The 17586-nt window shown below is 38.2% G+C and carries 18 protein-coding genes (1 of these 18 cut by a window edge); 17 read left to right on the top strand and 1 reads right to left on the bottom strand.

What is annotated here, in order from left to right:
- The first annotated feature begins 22 nt into the window (after window positions 1–22).
- From OCV53_RS07940 to OCV53_RS07895, 10 genes are all read left to right on the top strand, one after another.
- On the top strand, window positions 23–1222 hold the full coding sequence (locus tag OCV53_RS07940; protein ID WP_022374864.1) for a cofactor-independent phosphoglycerate mutase: 1200 nt from the start codon (window positions 23–25) through the stop codon (window positions 1220–1222).
- A gap of 25 nt (window positions 1223–1247) precedes the next feature.
- Window positions 1248–2450 carry an aspartate kinase gene (locus OCV53_RS07935; protein ID WP_055197558.1) on the top strand — a complete coding sequence of 401 codons (1203 nt, stop codon included), beginning with the start codon at window positions 1248–1250 and terminating at the stop codon, window positions 2448–2450.
- 470 nt (window positions 2451–2920) lie between these two features.
- Window positions 2921–3400, top strand: coding sequence for a deoxycytidylate deaminase (locus OCV53_RS07930; protein ID WP_022375368.1), 480 nt, complete (start codon window positions 2921–2923; stop codon window positions 3398–3400).
- A gap of 9 nt (window positions 3401–3409) precedes the next feature.
- A complete protein-coding gene (locus tag OCV53_RS07925; protein ID WP_022375367.1) occupies window positions 3410–5566 on the top strand; it encodes a Tex family protein in 2157 nt (718 codons plus the stop codon).
- 404 nt (window positions 5567–5970) lie between these two features.
- Window positions 5971–7482: a spore germination protein gene (locus OCV53_RS07920; protein ID WP_055197556.1), complete on the top strand. Its 1512-nt coding sequence runs from the start codon at window positions 5971–5973 to the stop codon at window positions 7480–7482.
- Entirely contained in the window at window positions 7472–8527 is a 1056-nt protein-coding gene (locus OCV53_RS07915; protein ID WP_055197553.1) for a GerAB/ArcD/ProY family transporter, read from the top strand. The genes OCV53_RS07920 and OCV53_RS07915 overlap by 11 nt, the downstream gene beginning before the upstream one ends.
- Entirely contained in the window at window positions 8514–9029 is a 516-nt protein-coding gene (locus OCV53_RS07910) for a Ger(x)C family spore germination protein (RefSeq protein WP_022375364.1), read from the top strand. Before OCV53_RS07915 ends, OCV53_RS07910 begins: the two co-directional genes overlap by 14 nt.
- 157 nt (window positions 9030–9186) lie before the next feature.
- Window positions 9187–11307: an anaerobic ribonucleoside-triphosphate reductase gene (gene nrdD, locus OCV53_RS07905; RefSeq protein WP_055197551.1), complete on the top strand. Its 2121-nt coding sequence runs from the start codon at window positions 9187–9189 to the stop codon at window positions 11305–11307.
- Between the two features lies 1 nt (window position 11308).
- A complete protein-coding gene (gene nrdG, locus OCV53_RS07900; RefSeq protein ID WP_055197804.1) occupies window positions 11309–11800 on the top strand; it encodes an anaerobic ribonucleoside-triphosphate reductase activating protein in 492 nt (163 codons plus the stop codon).
- Between the two features lie 148 nt (window positions 11801–11948).
- The gene (locus tag OCV53_RS07895) at window positions 11949–12125 is read left to right on the top strand and encodes a hypothetical protein (protein WP_155492459.1); all 177 of its coding nucleotides are present in this window, start codon (window positions 11949–11951) and stop codon (window positions 12123–12125) included.
- A 324-nt stretch (window positions 12126–12449) separates the two neighbouring features.
- Here OCV53_RS07895 and OCV53_RS07890 read toward each other — a convergent pair whose 3' ends face one another.
- Window positions 12450–12992 (bottom strand): stage V sporulation T C-terminal domain-containing protein, encoded by a 543-nt coding sequence (locus OCV53_RS07890; protein WP_055197549.1) that lies wholly within the window; start codon window positions 12990–12992, stop codon window positions 12450–12452.
- Between the two features lie 117 nt (window positions 12993–13109).
- Here OCV53_RS07890 and OCV53_RS07885 point away from each other — a divergent pair, with 117 nt between their 5' ends.
- The 7 genes in view from OCV53_RS07885 to ispD are tightly spaced (at most 16 nt apart) and all read left to right on the top strand, a layout consistent with a single transcriptional unit that may run on beyond the window.
- Window positions 13110–13688, top strand: coding sequence for a YcxB family protein (locus OCV53_RS07885; protein ID WP_055197546.1), 579 nt, complete (start codon window positions 13110–13112; stop codon window positions 13686–13688).
- Between the two features lie 16 nt (window positions 13689–13704).
- On the top strand, window positions 13705–14130 hold the full coding sequence (gene tsaE, locus OCV53_RS07880; RefSeq protein ID WP_022374174.1) for a tRNA (adenosine(37)-N6)-threonylcarbamoyltransferase complex ATPase subunit type 1 TsaE: 426 nt from the start codon (window positions 13705–13707) through the stop codon (window positions 14128–14130).
- A complete protein-coding gene (gene tsaB / locus OCV53_RS07875) occupies window positions 14131–14841 on the top strand; it encodes a tRNA (adenosine(37)-N6)-threonylcarbamoyltransferase complex dimerization subunit type 1 TsaB (RefSeq protein WP_022374175.1) in 711 nt (236 codons plus the stop codon). It begins immediately after the preceding gene.
- Window positions 14828–15562: a ribosomal protein S18-alanine N-acetyltransferase gene (gene rimI / locus OCV53_RS07870; RefSeq protein WP_055197544.1), complete on the top strand. Its 735-nt coding sequence runs from the start codon at window positions 14828–14830 to the stop codon at window positions 15560–15562. Before tsaB ends, rimI begins: the two co-directional genes overlap by 14 nt.
- A 10-nt stretch (window positions 15563–15572) precedes the next feature.
- The gene (locus tag OCV53_RS07865) at window positions 15573–16487 is read left to right on the top strand and encodes a ribonuclease Z (protein ID WP_022374177.1); all 915 of its coding nucleotides are present in this window, start codon (window positions 15573–15575) and stop codon (window positions 16485–16487) included.
- A 9-nt stretch (window positions 16488–16496) separates the two neighbouring features.
- A complete protein-coding gene (gene tsaD, locus OCV53_RS07860) occupies window positions 16497–17525 on the top strand; it encodes a tRNA (adenosine(37)-N6)-threonylcarbamoyltransferase complex transferase subunit TsaD (protein WP_055197542.1) in 1029 nt (342 codons plus the stop codon).
- A gap of 3 nt (window positions 17526–17528) precedes the next feature.
- Window positions 17529–17586, top strand: partial view of a 2-C-methyl-D-erythritol 4-phosphate cytidylyltransferase gene (ispD, locus tag OCV53_RS07855; RefSeq protein ID WP_055197540.1) — the beginning only. Its footprint extends 731 nt past the window's final position; the window shows 58 of its 789 coding nt (coding positions 1–58); its start codon is at window positions 17529–17531; the stop codon falls past the right edge of the window.

Below are 17586 nucleotides of genomic sequence, written 5' to 3'. Positions count from 1 at the left end.
TGACACATTTTTGGAGGGCAGAATGAAATATGTTATCGTTTTAGGAGATGGAATGGCCGATGAGCCGATCGAAGCAGCAGGTGGAAAGACACCACTGCAGTTAGCAGATAAACCAGTGATGGATGAGATGGCGAAAGTTTCCGAACAGGGAATTGCATACACCGTACCATCCAATTTACCAGCAGGAAGTGATGTGGCGAACCTTTCTATGTTAGGTTATGATCCACAGGTTTACTATTCTGGAAGATCACCACTGGAAGCGTTAAGTATCGGTGTTGATATGAAAGATACAGATATTGCACTTCGATGTAACGTTGTAACCGTATCTGAAGACGAAGACTATGAAGATAAGACGATCATCGACCACAGTGCAGGAGAGATTACTTCCGAAGAAGCAGCGATCCTGATTGAAGCTGTGAGAAAAGAATTAGAAGATGATGAATATAAGTTTTATCCTGGAGTCAGCTATCGCCATTTAACGATCTGGGATCATGGAGAAGTGGTTGAACTTGTACCACCACATGATGTTCTGGGACAGAAGATCGGGCAGTATCTCCCAAAACAGGAGAAATTAAAAGAGATGATGAAGAAGAGTTTTGATATCTTAGATCATCATCCGATCAATGAAGCAAGAGCCAAGAGAGGTTTAAACAAAGCAAACAGCATCTGGTTCTGGGGAGCAGGAACGAAACCGGCACTGGATGATTTTAAAGAGAAGACTGGAATGAACGGAGCGATGGTATCCGCAGTTGATCTGTTAAAAGGAATCGCAGTCGGAGCGAACATGAGAAATCTTGATGTTGAGGGGGCAAATGGTGGTCTTGACACGAATTATCATGGAAAAGCAATGGCAGCAGTCGAAGCACTACTTGAAAAAAATGACGATTTCGCTTATATTCATGTAGAGGCACCTGATGAGATGGGGCATCAGGGAAGTCTCGAGAATAAGATCAAAGCAATCGAACATCTTGATAAGGAAGTTGTAAAGGTTGTCAAAGAAGAATTAGAGAAAGCTGGAGAGGATTTCAGAATTTTGATCGGACCGGATCATCCGACACCAATTGCGATCCGTACCCATTCCAAAGAACCGATACCATTTATGATCTATGACAGCACAAAAGATTATGAAGGTCAGGAAGAGTACAGCGAAGAAGCAGCGAGAAAGACAGGACTTGTCATTTCCCACGCTTATGATTTAATGAATCGGTTATTACAAAAATAAGAGAAATAATTTTAGGAGGCACAAGATGCTAGTAGTTAAGAAATTTGGTGGTACTTCTGTAGGAAATAAAGAACGTATCATGAACGTAGCAAAAAGATGTATTGAAGACTATAAAAAGGGAAATGACGTTGTCGTAGTTTTATCAGCAATGGGTAAAATGACAGATGAACTGATTGCAAAGGCAAAAGAGATCAATCCAAATCCATCCAGAAGAGAAATGGATATGTTATTAACAACAGGAGAACAGACTTCTGTATCTTTAATGGCAATGGCAATGGATTCCCTTGGAGTTCCAGCTGTATCCTTAAATGCGTTTCAGGTAGCAATGCATACAACATCTGTATACAGTAATGCAAGAATCAAGAGAATTGATACAGATCGTATCATGAACGAATTAGAGCAGAGAAAGATCGTTATCGTTACAGGATTCCAAGGAGTTGACCAGTTCGATAACTACACAACACTTGGACGTGGTGGATCTGATACAACAGCTGTAGCACTTGCAGCAGCACTACATGCAGACGCATGTGAGATCTACACAGACGTAGACGGAGTTTACACAGCAGACCCAAGAAAAGTACCAAATGCTAAGAAATTAGATGAGATCACATACGATGAGATGTTAGAGATGGCAACACTTGGAGCCGGAGTACTTCACAACCGTTCTGTAGAACTTGCCAAGAAACACGGAGTTGCTTTAGTTGTTAGATCAAGTCTTACAACAGAAGAAGGAACAGTCGTAAAAGAAAATGTAAAATCAAAACAGAATGAGATCAGCGGTGTAGCAGGAGACGACGATGCAGCAAGAATCGCAGTTATGGGAATTGAAGATACACCAGGTATGGCATTTAAGATTTTTAATGTATTAGCAAAGAAAAATGTAAATGTAGATATGATCCTTCAGTCAGTAGGACATAATGACAAGAAAGATATCTCCTTCACAGTCAAAGAAGAAGAATTAGATATCGCAGTAAAAGCATTAGAAGATTACCTTCCAGACAGCTATTATGAAGAAATCAAAGCAAGCAAGGAAGTTGCCAAAGTATCTATCATCGGAAAAGGATTATTAAATCACTATGGAATGGCAGCTCGTATGTTTAATGCATTATACAAAGCAGATGTGAATATCCGAATGATCTCAACATCTGAGATTCGTGTGACTGTGTTAGTAAACCAGGAAGACATGGTGAAAGCAATGAATGCAGCACATGAGGAATTTGAGGCTTAAATTTTAATTTGCTGGTTTGATGACGGAAGTTATTGGTGGAATATTATAAAAAGGGTTATCTGTCTGCGACGCGCTCTCGCTCGACTCAGACAGATAACCCTTTTTATAATATTCAAATAATTTACGCAATCGAAACCACTAGTGGGTGTTCGTAGGTTCCTTTCATCTTCTGTCAACAAACACAAAACTTATTAGCCAATACCGTTTAACATACACACTGTGTAGTGATTTGAATAGCGTTCCGTTGTATGAGATAGAAATAAGATAAGAACAAGTATTTATAATATATCGGTGGCAACACGCAGATTTTAAGAGCGTTTTTTGCTAATCGTTGCCACCGATATATTATAAATACTTGTTCTTATCTTATTTCTATCTCATACATGAAACACTATTACAAATCAGAAGTTGACGATATGGCAGAAACATGACAAAATATACCTACATAGATTCAGAAAGGAATATACATTATGAAACGTAAAGATTATATTTCATGGGACCAGTATTTTATGGGAATTGCCATTTTATCTGCCCAGAGAAGTAAAGACGATCACACACAGGTGGGAGCATGTCTTGTGAATGATCATAATAAAATTTTATCTGTCGGTTATAACGGAATGCCAACAGGATGTAACGATGATGATATGCCATGGGAGAGAGAAGGAGATCCTCTTCATACCAAATATTTTTATGTTTGCCACGCAGAATTAAATGCTATTTTAAATTATGGTGGTGGTTCTCTTGATGGTGCGCGTGTTTATGTAACATTATTCCCATGTAATGAATGTGCAAAAGCAATCATTCAGAGTGGTATGAAAGAAGTTATCTATATGCAGGATAAATACGCAGATAGTGATGCGACAAGAGCATCAAAGAAGATGTTTGACATGGCAGGTGTCAAATACCGTCAGTTTGTGCCAAAAGGACAGACAATAGAAATTGATTTATAAGGTGAAGACATGGATATTATTAAAATTTTACAAGAAGAATTAGGAATCAGACGAGGACAGGTAGAGACAACGATCAAATTGATCGATGAAGGCAATACGATCCCATTTATTGCAAGATATCGAAAGGAAATGACAGGATCATTAGATGATGAAACACTCCGTAATTTTCATGAGAGATTATTATATTTAAGAAATTTAGAAGACCGCAAAGAAGCGATCAAGAAGAATATCGAAGAACAGGGAAAACTTACAAAGGAACTGGCAAAGCAGATCGAAGAAGCCAAAACACTGGTAGCAGTAGAGGATTTATATCGTCCATACAAACAGAAGAAACGTACCAGAGCTATGATCGCAAAGGAAAAAGGATTAGAACCATTAGCAAATCTGATCCTGCTTCAGATGACAAATGAGCCATTAGAGAAAGAAGCCAAAGCATTTATCAATGAAGAAAAAGATGTAAAGACTGTAGAAGATGCATTAAAAGGTGCAAATGATATCATTGCAGAGCATATCGCAGATGATGCTGAATATCGTACATGGATCCGCAAGGCAACATGGGATCATGGAAAGATCACATCTACAGCGAAGAAGCCAGATGAATCATCTGTATTTGAGATGTATTATGATTTTGAAGAACCGATCAAGAAGATCGCAGGATATCGTATTCTTGCGATTAATCGCGGGGAAAAAGAAGGAATCCTTCAGGTAAAGATCGAGCCAGATATGCAAAAGATCGCATCATATCTAGCAAGAAAGATTGTAACAAAGAAGAATCCAAATACAACAAAAGCTCTATTTGCAGCCATCGAGGACAGTTACAAACGTCTGATCGCACCATCAATTGAACGTGATATCAGAAACGAATTAACTGAAAATGCAAGTACAGAAGCAATCAAAGTTTTTGGAAAGAATTTAACACAGCTCCTGATGCAGCCACCGATCGCAGGCCAGGTAGTTCTTGGATGGGATCCGGCTTTTCGTACAGGATGCAAGTTAGCGGTTGTTGATGAAACAGGGAAAGTGTTAGATACAGTAGTCGTTTATCCAACAGCACCTCAGAATAAAGTGGAAGAAGCCAAGAAAGTAGTCAAAGGACTTATTAAGAAATACGGAATCACCCTGATCTCTATCGGAAATGGAACTGCATCCAGAGAATCCGAACAGATTGTCGTTGATATGTTAAAAGAGATTAAAGAGCCAGTACAGTATGTCATTACAAATGAAGCAGGAGCATCCGTATATTCTGCAAGCAAATTGGCAACAGAAGAATTTCCAAACTTCGATGTAGGACAAAGAAGTGCAACATCCATCGCAAGACGAGTTCAAGATCCACTAGCAGAATTAGTAAAGATTGAGCCAAAAGCGATCGGAGTTGGACAGTATCAGCACGATATGAATCAGAAACAGTTATCTGAAGCTCTGGGAGGTGTTGTTGAAGCAACAGTAAATAAAGTCGGAGTTGATCTTAATACAGCATCTGCATCTCTTTTGGAATATGTATCCGGAGTATCCAAAGCAGTAGCAAAAAATATCGTAGCATATCGTGAAGAAAATGGAACATTTAAGAACAGAAAACAGCTGTTAAAAGTAGCAAAACTAGGACCAAAAGCCTTTGAACAATGTGCAGGATTCTTAAGAGTATCCGGAGGAGACGAGCCACTTGATGCAACTGGCGTACATCCAGAGACATACAAAGAAACAGGGATGTTACTAAAGAATTTAGGATATTCAACAAAAGAATTATCCAAAGAAGGATTCCGAGGAATCAGCAAAAAGATCACAGATTACAAGAAATTATCAGAAGAACTTGGAATCGGAGAGATCACACTCAAAGATATTGTAAAAGAACTGGAAAAACCAGGACGAGATCCACGAGAAGATCTTCCAAAACCAATCCTTAGAACTGATGTCCTAGAAATGAAAGATCTAAAACCAGGAATGAAATTAAAAGGAACAGTAAGAAATGTTATAGATTTTGGAGCGTTTGTAGATATTGGAGTACATCAGGATGGATTAGTACATATTTCACAGATGGCAGATCGGTTTATCAAGCATCCTCTGGAAGTTGTAAGTGTTGGGGATGTGGTAGATGTTACAGTAATTAGCGTCGATATGGATAAAAAAAGAATACAGTTAAGCATGAAAAATTGTGATTTACGACAATAGTCTTTTGTATATGTTAAAGGGGATTGGCTGATAAGTTTTGTATTCGTGAATTGTCCACTCTATAGACTTTAGGTATATGAAAAAATAAATAAGCAACCGAAAGCGATGCATTGGAATTTTGCCGTATTTTGAACAAATTCGCAGCCCAATTGGACGATTGTCTGAGCTTCAAAGACCTTGGCCTTAGACAAAACTCCAGAGCGAGTTATCGTAGGAAATTGGGCGGATCAGCGATTTGTTCAAAATATGAGCAAAATTCCACCGCATCGCTTTCGGTTGCTTATTTATTTTTTATCATATACTCAAAATCTACAGTTGGCCAACTCCACAACTTAAAAATTCAGTATATAATCAACTCAAATCCCACATACTATCTCCAAAAAAGAAAAGAGGGTAAAAACTCCATGGACCATTTCCACACAAAAACTCACAAACTGAAAGGCAGTATCTCCCCAAACATCCAAGAAAACATAAAATATACAAAAAAGGTCATGCAAAACTGCAATGACTTAGTACAAAAACAATTCAAAATCGGAATTAACCATGAAATCAGCTTATATATTGTGTACATGGACGGCTTAGTAGATACAGAAAGGCTTCAAGAATCCGTCATAAGGCCATTACTTCAAGACTCTTTTCCACAAGAAAGAACAGCAATTGATCAATATGTAATTGAATCCGCAGACTGGAAATGGATCAATACAATGGAAGATGCCATGACGGCAATCTTATCTGGCAATACAGTCTTATTTCTGGATAAAGAAGCAAGGGCAATCTTATTTTCCAGTAAATCATTCCCAACAAGAGGTGTGCAAAATGCGGATCAGGAAGTGGCGATCGTTGGTCCCAAGGATAGTTTTACGGAGAGTTTGAGAACGAATACAGCGTTGATCCGCAGGAGAATCAGGGATACAAGGTTAAAAGTGATTCAGAAGCAGATTGGAACGAGAAGCAAAACGGATTATGCATTGATGTATATTGATGATCTGGTTCAAATAGATATCTTAAATAAAATTAAAAAACAAATGGATAAAATCTGTGTGGATGGAATTTTTGATAATGGAATGTTGCAGCAATATCTTGAAAAAGATAGTAGAACTCCATTTCCGCTTTATCAACTGACACAGCGGCCAGATAAGGTAGCGAGCAGTATTATGGAGGGGCGGATTGCGGTTGTATTGGATAATTCTCCAATGGTTTTATTGCTTCCAGTGACGTTAAATGTATTTTTTCAGGCGAGTGATGATTACTATAATCGTTGGGAAATTACGACATTCGTAAGAATCTTAAGGTATATGGCAGCAATTATTTCTATAGGGTTGCCAGGATTTTATGTAGCAATTGCGGGATTTCATCCGGAAGTGCTGCCAACACCATTTTTGCTGGCATTGATATCAGCTAGGGAAGGGGTCCCATTTCCAGTGATCGTAGAGGTTTTGCTGATGGAATTGTCTTTTGAATTATTAAGAGAAGCAGGAATCAGACTTCCGGGGCAGCTTGGAGGGACGATGGGAGTTGTTGGAGGCCTGATTGTTGGACAGGCGGCAGTGGATGCACATCTTGTCAGCACAATCGTGGTAATTGTGGTGGCGTTGACTGCGATCGCTACATTTTCGATTCCGAATGAGTTATTTACAAGTGCATTTCGGTTGATGAAATTTTTCCTGATCATGATGTGTGCTTTTTGGGGATTATATGGTTTTTTCTTAGGGTTTCTGGCAATATTTATTCATTTATTTTATCTGGAAAATTACGGAGTGCCATATGCACATCCGATGGTCGAAGAAAAAGGAAAATTATCCGCAGCTTTTCAGGATTTTATGGTACGTTATCCATTAAAGCGGATGAAATACCGCCCAGAATTTACAAAAGAGGGGGCGAGGGTAAGGCAAAAGGAGGAACAGGATGAAAAATAAAGCACAAACGATCACGGCAAGACAGGGAAATCGAATTATGATTCTTGAAATATTTTCAGCGGCTGCGATGTTTCTCCCGCAGATCGCGTTGAAAAAGTCATATCATTCAGGGATTATCGTAGTGATCATAGCAAGTGTGATGACAGGAATTTATTTATGTATCACAGATTGTGTAGCACAAGGAATTTCAATTGAAAATATATTAAAAAAATATCGTCTCGCAGCCATCATTTATTATGTAAGATTTTTACTAAATGGAGCTTTTTTTTATTTGTGTATTTTATATCTTACAAAAAAATATCTCCTTCCAGACAAATCATCATTTCTTATTGGGGCTCCATTAATTTTACTGGCTTATCTGATGAATCAAGGAGGATTAACAAAAAGGGGCAGAGTAATGGAAGGGATTTTCTGGTTCGTGTTACTACCGATGATCTTTGTTCTGATCCTAAGTGTGACAAATCTATCATGGAATGAGTTAATGGTCAATGGCTGGAAAGGCAGGGAAATGTTCAATGGAAGTATCCTTACGTTTGCTCTGATGCATCCGATAGAACTTGTCTGGTTTTATCGTGGAGATATGAAAGATGGAGCAATCCATTTTAGATCATTTGCAGGGCTAACGCTTCTTTTTCTTGGAGTATTTGTAAGTACTGTAGGTTCTCTTGGAAAGAAACTTACAATGATCGATCTAGAACCTGTGATGTCTATGGCACAGGGAGTCGCAATGCCAGGAGGAATTATGGCAAGACTGGATTTGTTTTTGATCGCATTTTGGATCGTAGGAGTATTTTGTGTGTTCAGCGGCTATTTATTTTATGGAAATGAAAGCATCAAACATGCATTTTCAAAAGGAAGGACTGCGGGATTGATCTTGTCGTATGGAGGAATTTATGCTATCAGTCCATGGATCATGACAATATTTGCAACATGGATCAGGCGATATTTTTCTATTTTTATTTACGGAAATTTAATTGTTGGATTGGTTTTGCCGCTTATTTTATTCATGCTGTGGAGAAAGGAAAAGAAAGATGAGAAAATATAGGCTATGTCTTCTGGTAATACTGATTGCATTTTGCATACAAGGATGCAGCAAACAACAAGATGTGGAAGATCACAGTTTTGTACTGGCAATGGGATTTGAACGGATCAATGAAAAGAAATTGCTAGTGCGTTATTCTTATGCGGATTTCGACAAAGTACAGAGCGATTCCGGGACCAAAATACCATCAAGATCGGTGACAGTTTTAGCAACGTCTCTAAAAGATGCTAATAAAAAATGGAAACAATACAAAAGCCAGCAGTTAAATTTTGGACATCTAAAAGTTGTGATTTTTGGAAATGGAAAAAAGAATGTAAAGATCATAAAAGAATTAGTGGAAGAACCGCAGATTGCAAAATCTGTATACGTGTTAAAAACAGATCATAATCTGTCAGATATTTTTGGAAAAGAAGACAAATTGTCAATCTCATTTGGAGAATATCTGTCAAAAAAACTGGAAATAAAGGACAGTCAAAATCTTACTCTTGGAAGGATTTACAGATAAAGGGAAAGTAATAAAAAGTTAACATTGACTTTGCTGTATAGGGGTGTTAAACTTGAAAAGCTACACTATCTAGTGTGTAAAAGAAAAAGAAAATACTACATCTAGTATACAATATAATGAGTAAAGAATAAAAGAATCTGATAGGGAAGGGAGAATTATGATCAAGGTAATTAAAAAAGACGGAACAAAAGAAGAATTCAATGTACAGAAAGTTATTGTAGCAGTGAATAAATCTGCATATCGTGCATTAGTAAAATTTACAGATGAAGAAATTGATTTTATCTGCAAATTTGTGACTGAAAAAGTAGAACAGATGCGCAAGAAAGAAGTTACGATTTCTGATATGCATAATGTGGTCGAAAGTGCATTGGAACAGACAAATCCATTGGTAGCGAAAAGCTACAGAGATTACCGTAATTACAAACAGGACTTTGTACAGATGTTAGATGAAGTATATAAGAAGAGCCAGTCTATCATGTATATTGGAGATAAAGAAAATAGCAACACAGACAGTGCACTGGTTTCTACCAAACGAAGCCTGATCTTTAATGAACTTAATAAAGAACTCTATCAGAAATTTTTCATGACAACTGAGGAAATTCAGGCATGTCGTGATGGATATATTTATATTCATGATATGTCTGCACGACGTGATACAATGAACTGCTGTCTATTTAATGTGCAGGAAGTATTAAAAGGCGGTTTTGAGATGGGAAATCTCTGGTACAACGAGCCAAAGACATTAGATGTCGCTTTTGATGTCATCGGAGATATTGTATTAAGTGCAGCCAGTCAGCAGTATGGTGGATTTACAGTACCAAATATCGAACTGATTTTGGAACCATATGCAGAGAAATCTTACGCAGCAGGGATCGAGAGATACGAAGAACTTGGATTGTCCAGAGAACGTGCCGAAGAAGAAGCAATGAAAGATGTCAAACGTGAATTTGAACAGGGATTCCAGGGGTTAGAATACAAATTTAATAGTGTATCATCAAGCCGTGGAGACTACCCATTTATCACAATGACAGCAGGAACTGGAACAGGAAGATTTGCGAAGATGGCAACGATCTCCATGTTAGATGTCAGAAGAAAAGGTCAGGGAAAAGATGGACATAAGAAACCAGTGTTATTCCCAAAACTTGTATTCTTATATGACAAGAATCTACATGGACCAGGATGCAAATTAGAAGATGTATTTGAGGCAGGAATCCGTTGCTCCAGACAGACAATGTACCCAGACTGGTTATCACTGACCGGAGAAGGTTATATTGCAAGCATGTACAAGAAATATGGCAAGATCATCAGCCCAATGGGATGCCGTGCATTCTTATCTCCATGGTACAAAGAAGGCGGAATGAAACCAGCAGATGAAAATGACGAACCAATTTTTGTCGGAAGATTTAACATCGGTGCCGTCAGTCTTCATTTACCAATGATCTATGCGAAGGCAAAACAGGAAGGAAAAGATTTTCACGAAGTATTAGATTACTATTTAAATCTGATCCGTGAATTACATATCAGAACATACGAATACTTAGGAGAAATGAAAGCATCAACGAATCCACTTGCATACTGTGAAGGGGGATTTTTAGGTGGACATTTGGGAATCCATGATAAGATCAAACCGATCTTAAAGAGTGCAACAGCTTCCTTTGGGATCACGGCATTAAATGAATTACAGCAGCTATACAATCATAAATCTTTAGCAGAAGATGGCGAGTTTGCGTTAGAAACTTTGCGTTATATTAATGAGAAAGTAGAAGAATTTAAGGAAGAAGATGGAAATTTATATGCAATCTACGGAACACCAGCCGAGAACTTGTGCGGTTTACAGGTCAAACAGTTCCGCAAGAAATATGGTGTCATTGAAAATGTATCTGACAGAGAATATGTGAGCAATTCGTTCCACTGTCATGTTACAGAAGACATCACACCAATCGAGAAGCAGGATCTTGAAGGACGTTTCTGGGAATTATGCAATGGTGGAAAGATTCAGTATGTAAAATATCCGATCAATTATAACAAAGAAGCAGTAAAGACATTAGTAAGAAGAGCAATGGACAAAGGGTTCTATGAAGGAGTTAATTTATCCTTAGCTTACTGTGATGACTGCGGACACGAAGAATTAGAGATGGACGTATGCCCAGTGTGCGGAAGCGAAAACCTAACAAAGATCGATCGAATGAACGGATATCTCTCTTACTCCAGAGTCAAAGGAGACACAAGACTTAATGATGCCAAAATGGCAGAAATTGCAGAAAGGAAATCCATGTAAAATGCGTTACCATAATATTACGAAAGATGATATGTTAAATGGAGACGGCTTAAGAGCCGTCCTATGGGTTGCAGGCTGCACCCACAAATGCAAAGGCTGTCACAATCCAGTCACATGGGATATCGAAGGAGGAATTCCTTTCGATGAGGCAGCAAAAGAAGAATTATTTGAAGCCTTAAAACCAGACTATATCACAGGTGTCACATTCAGCGGAGGAGACCCACTGCACCCGGCAAATCATGCAGAAGTTGCGGTATTAGCAAAAGAGATCAGAGAAACATTTCCAGAGAAAACCATCTGGTTATATACAGGATTTTGCTGGGATGAAATTAAGACATTAGATGTTGTAAAGTATTGCGATGTGATCGTTGATGGACCTTTTGTACAGGAAGAATTTGATGGAAAGCTTCATTGGAAAGGAAGTAAGAATCAGAGAGTAATAGATGTACAGGAAACTTTGAGAGGGAATGAGATAGTGTTGCATGAATTCTAATTTGTGAGTTGGTTGGCCAACTGTAGATTTCGAGTATATGATAAAAAATAAATAAGCAACCGAACACGATGCTTATTTATTTTTTATCATATAGCTGAAGTCTATAGAGTGGACAATTCACAAGATTGGAAAATTTGAGGTGGTGTGTATGGAAAATAATATTGTCCCCGAAGCTTCGAAATATACTGCCTGCAGTTTAAAAGTTTCCGGCACAGTTTCATTGAAAGAAGCTGAGGAAGTCTGGTATCCCGCTTCATTCTTGGAACAAGATCCTGATTCCATGGGATGTGCAAGACATATTTGTATAAAAAAGCAAGGTTTGTAGCCAAGATATTTCATAAATAGACTGATAAAAACCTCCATGATGATAATGACATAAAAAAGAAGCTACCAGTCTCATGGAGGTCCTCGTAAGAAAGAAAATCTCTAGTGGTTTCGATAACTGAAATTATTGAATATTATAAAAAGGGTTATATGTCGGCGACCGTAGGAACACGTTGGCACTTAATGAGCAGTGATGATTTATCATCGCTGTCGAATTTAGTGTCCACTACGTGTGAGTCGAGCGAGAGCGCGTCACAGACATATAACCCTTTTTATAATATTCCACCAATAACTTCAGCTTATCAAACTACCTACAAATCACAATTTAATTTTCCAACTGTTTTCCAAGAAATCCAGCTCCAACCCGTGCCACCATCAATTCCTGTTCTGTAAGTTTCTCATCAATCGAGAGGATACAAACAAATCCAACAGCATCTCCTTCCGATATGATCGTAGCTAGACATACATATTGGAAAACTTCAGGAAAGTCTGATATAAAAGGAAAAAAGTTTTTGCTTTCACGATGCATAAGTAAATTTTTACGTTCCGACAGTGCTTCTTCTGATTTTTCATGTAATAATTTTCCAAGTAGCTTTTTAGCATTAGGGCCTGCAGCAGCGATTACAGAATCCTGGTCACAAATGCAGACTGTATGAGGAAGCTGTGATGCGATAGATTCAGCACATTGCTGGGCATTGCTGCCCATTTCTCCGATTGGAGAGTATTTTTTTAAGATGATACTTCCATCTTTTTCTGTAAATATTTCTAAAGGATTACTTTCTCTGATATGCATGGTTTTTCGTATTTCTTTCGGTATAACGATCCGGCCAAGGTCATCGATTCTTCGTATAATACCTGTAGCTTTCATTTTTTATGATCCTCCATAGGTTGATTTTTCTTGTATGTCTGTAGTATTTGTAAAATCATTGGTTTTATACCCGGATTATGGTATAATATTTGATTAACAAAGAAAAGGAGAATCAATATGAAATTTTATACACAATTGAAGGCAAATGATATATTTAAATTTTCATTAGCATACACATATTCAGGGCTTCAGCTGATTCTGACAATTGCTATGGTCGCAGTGGGAGTATACATGTGTGTTACAGGAATGGGTGCAGCAGATGGACAGTCTAATATGATATTTGGAATTGTTTTGATCGTATTATTTGTTGTAGTCAATCCGCTGATGTTATATGTAAAGGCTAAGAAGCAGGCGATTGAGAATCCTGTGTATAAAATGAAGACATATTATACATTGAATGAAGATGGTATTTTTGTAGAACTTGGAGAAGACAGCGCAACGATTGAATGGGCAAGAGTCTTAAAGATTTCACATGTTATTGGATTGAATATTTTATATACAGGAAGAAAACAGGCCTTTGTATTTCCAGATTATGCGCTTGGAGAAGATAAAGACAAGATGCTGTCATATATGAAAGAACATATGAAAGCAGCAAGAAGAACTCCGAAGGCATCTGATGGACAGGATATTTCAAAATATTCAAAAGTGCCTGTGAAAGAAGAAAATAAAGAACAGGATGAAAAAACAGAAAAATAGAAGGAGAAATTATAAGATGATCGTACAAAGTTTTTGTGCAGAAGATACTTATGAGATTGGGAAGAAGATCGGACAGGAAGCAGTTCCTGGGCAGGTCATCTGTTTATATGGAAATCTTGGAGTAGGAAAGACAGTATTTACAAAAGGTCTGGCAGATGGTTTAGGAATCACAGAACCAATTCAGAGTCCGACATTTACGATCGTAAGAGAATATGAGGAAGGAAGACTTCCATTATACCATTTTGATGTTTACCGGATTGGTGATATTGAGGAGATGGATGAGATCGGATATGAAGATTACGTTTATGGAGAAGGAGTCTGTCTGATCGAATGGGCGAATCTGATTGAAGAGATTCTGCCAGATCATTATCAGAAGATTACGATCCGCAAAGATTTAGAAAAAGGATTTGATTATCGAGAAATTGAGATGGAGGAACAATAGATGAAATTATTAGTACTGGATAGTTCAGGGCTGGTAGCTTCTGTGGCACTGATCGAGGATGACCGCCTGATCGCGGAATATACGACTGGGAACAAATTAACACACTCTCAGACATTGCTTCCAATGTTAAATGAAGTGATCAAAAGAACTTCATTTGAGATGGAAGATATAGATGCAATTGCAGTTGCCAAGGGGCCTGGTTCATTTACAGGGCTTCGTATTGGGGCAGCAACGGCGAAAGGACTTGGACTGGCACTTAATAAGCCAATCGTACCGGTTCCAACAGTTGATGGACTGGCATATCAATTATTTGGAACATCTAAGATCATCTGTCCGATGATGGATGCCAGAAGGAAACAAGTATATACAGGATTTTACCGCTTCGAAGGCGGTGAAATGAAAGTGTTAAAAGAACAATGTGCACAAAGCGTAGAGGATACTCTTGATCAGTTGAGGAAATATAATGAACCGGTTATTTTCTTAGGAGATGGTGTGCCGGTATATCATGATGAGATCATGGAGAAGATGGGAGAATCAGCCATTTTTGCACCAGCACATGCAAACCGTCAGAGAGCGGCCGCAGTCGGTGCACTGGCACAGGTTTACTTTGCACAGGGAATTTATGAAAGTGCAGATGAATTTGTACCAGATTATTTAAGAAAATCTCAGGCAGAACGAGAGAGAGAAGAGCGGCTTCATGGACAAAAATAGTGCATCAGCAAGAGAATGGCATGTAAGGAAAGCTCTTCCAGAAGAACTTAAGATGGTAGCAGAGATTGAGAGACTTTCATTTAGCAGACCATGGAGTCTTGAAAGTATAGAATCTTTTTATTACAGAAAAACAAGTGATATTTATGTATGGAGAGACAGGAATCGTATCAGTGGATATATTATTGCTGAACATGTTCTTGATCAGGCAGAGATACATAGAATTGCAATTGTCCCATTTATAAGGAAAATGGGAATCGGAACCCTTTTGTTTCAAGAATTTGAACGAAGATATCAGAAACTTGGGGTAGAAACGATTTATCTGGAAGTAAGAGAATCAAATGAGGCAGCCTATCAGTTTTATTTAAAAAATGGATTTGAAGAATATGGCCGCAGAGCTAAATATTACAAAGATCCGATTGAGGATGCTGTGCTAATGTTCTGCGATGCTTCAGTGAATAACCAATCATTACCACTGGATTCTTCAGATACGACTTCTTATAATGAAGAACATAAGGAGGAGAATGAGATGAAGTGTAATGTATGTGGACAGTTATTGAAAGATAAATCAGATTATATAGAAATCAAAAAAGAATGGGGATATTTCTCTGATAAGGATACACAGATTCATGAATTTAGGATTTGTGAGAAATGCTATGATCGTATCGTAAAACAGTTTGAAATACCACCGAGAGTAACTGAAAAAAATGAGATATTATCATAAAAGGTGATTTATGTTAGATATATGTTTACTGGGAACTGGTGGAATGATGCCGCTCCCATACAGAAGATTAACCGCATGTATGACAAGATTTAATGGGCACAGTCTGCTCATTGACTGCGGAGAAGGAACACAGGTAGCGATCAAAGAGCGTGGGTGGAGTGTAAAGCCGTTAGATGCAATATGCTTTACACATTTTCATGCAGATCATGTTAGTGGTCTGCCAGGGCTTTTACTGACTCTTGGCAATGCAGAGCGGACAGAACCGCTTTTGATCATAGGACCAAGGGGTGTGGAGAAGGTTGTAAATTCATTGCGAGTGATCGCACCAGAACTTCCATTTCCAATTGAGTTTTATGAATTAAATGAAAAAGAGCATGTAATACAGATGGATGGCTATAAGATAGAAGCCTTTCATGTAAAACACAATGTACCATGCTATGGATACAATGTGATAATTCCAAGAGCAGGAAAATTTGATCCTGTCAAAGCGAAGGAAAATGAAATACCGATGAAATACTGGAACAGACTCCAGAAGGGAGAAACTGTGGAAAGTGAAGATGGGCGTGTATTAACAAGTAATATGATCCTTGGGGAACCAAGACCAGGCATTAAATTGACATATTGTACAGATACAAGGCCTGTTCCGGCAATTTCAGAGCATGCGAAGAATGCAGATTTATTTATATGTGAAGGAATGTACGGAGAAGAAGGAAAAGAAAAGAAAGCAAGAGAATATAAGCACATGACATTTTACGAAGCGGCACACCTTGCAAAAGATGCTGACGTAAAACAAATGTGGTTGACACATTACAGTCCGTCATTGGTTCGCGCTGAAGAGTTTATGGGGAAAGTAAAATCTATTTTCCCAAGAGCCAAGGCTGGAAAAGATGGTAAGACAATAACATTAGATTTTCAGGAAGAATAGGAGAATACGATGAGTGATAAGATTAAGATTCTGGCAATCGAATCTTCCTGCGATGAGACAGCAGCAGCAGTTGTTGAGAATGGAAGATGTGTAAGATCCAATATTATTTCATCTCAGATTGAATTGCATAAATTATATGGAGGAGTTGTCCCAGAGATTGCCTCAAGAAAACATGTGGAGAAAGTGAACTTTGTAGTAAGAGAAGCCTTAAAAGAAGCAGGAGAGACATTAGACAGTATTGATGCGATCGCGGTCACATATGGACCGGGTCTTGTTGGTGCACTTTTGGTAGGGGTAGCAGAAGCAAAAGCATTAGCATTTGCTAAAAATAAGCCATTAGTAGGGGTACATCATATCGAGGGGCATATTTGCGCTAACTATATAGAACATCCAGATTTAGAGCCACCATTTTTATGTTTAGTTGTATCAGGAGGACATACACATCTTGTAGATGTCAAAGATTATGGCAAATATGAGATAATTGGATGCACAAGAGATGATGCTGCAGGGGAAGCATTTGATAAAGTAGCACGAGCTATTGGCCTGGGATATCCAGGAGGACCAAAGATTGAAGCTTTGGCAAGAGAAGGAAATAAAGATGCAATTGCATTTCCTAGAGCTAAGGTAAGTGATTCTAAAATGGATTTTAGTTTTAGTGGATTAAAATCATCTGTATTGAATTATTTGAATAAATGTGAAATGAAAGGCGAGGAAGTAAACCGTGCAGATGTAGCAGCATCTTTTCAGGAGGCTGTTGTAGATGTGTTAAGTTCTCATGGAGTTGAAGCGGCAAAAGAACTTGGGTATAAGAAACTTGCGATTGCGGGTGGAGTTGCGTCTAATGGTGCATTTCGTGCCAAAATGATTGAACGTTGTAAAGTGGCTGGAATTGAATTTTATTATCCATCACCAATCTTTTGTACAGACAATGCAGCGATGATCGGTGTATGTGGATATTATGATTATATGAATGGTGTGAGAAGTGGTTTGGATTTAAATGCGGTGCCAGGATTAAAGATCGGTACCAGACAGGGGTAATACATGGAAGAAAAAATTGCGGCAATTGTTTTAGCGGCAGGAGAAGGAAAAAGAATGGGGA

The organism is Anaerostipes amylophilus, from assembly GCF_025567365.1.
Lineage (GTDB): Bacteria > Bacillota > Clostridia > Lachnospirales > Lachnospiraceae > Anaerostipes > Anaerostipes amylophilus.
The sequence above is the reverse complement of the archived record's forward strand: the minus strand, read 5'-3'. Positions and strand labels throughout refer to the sequence as shown.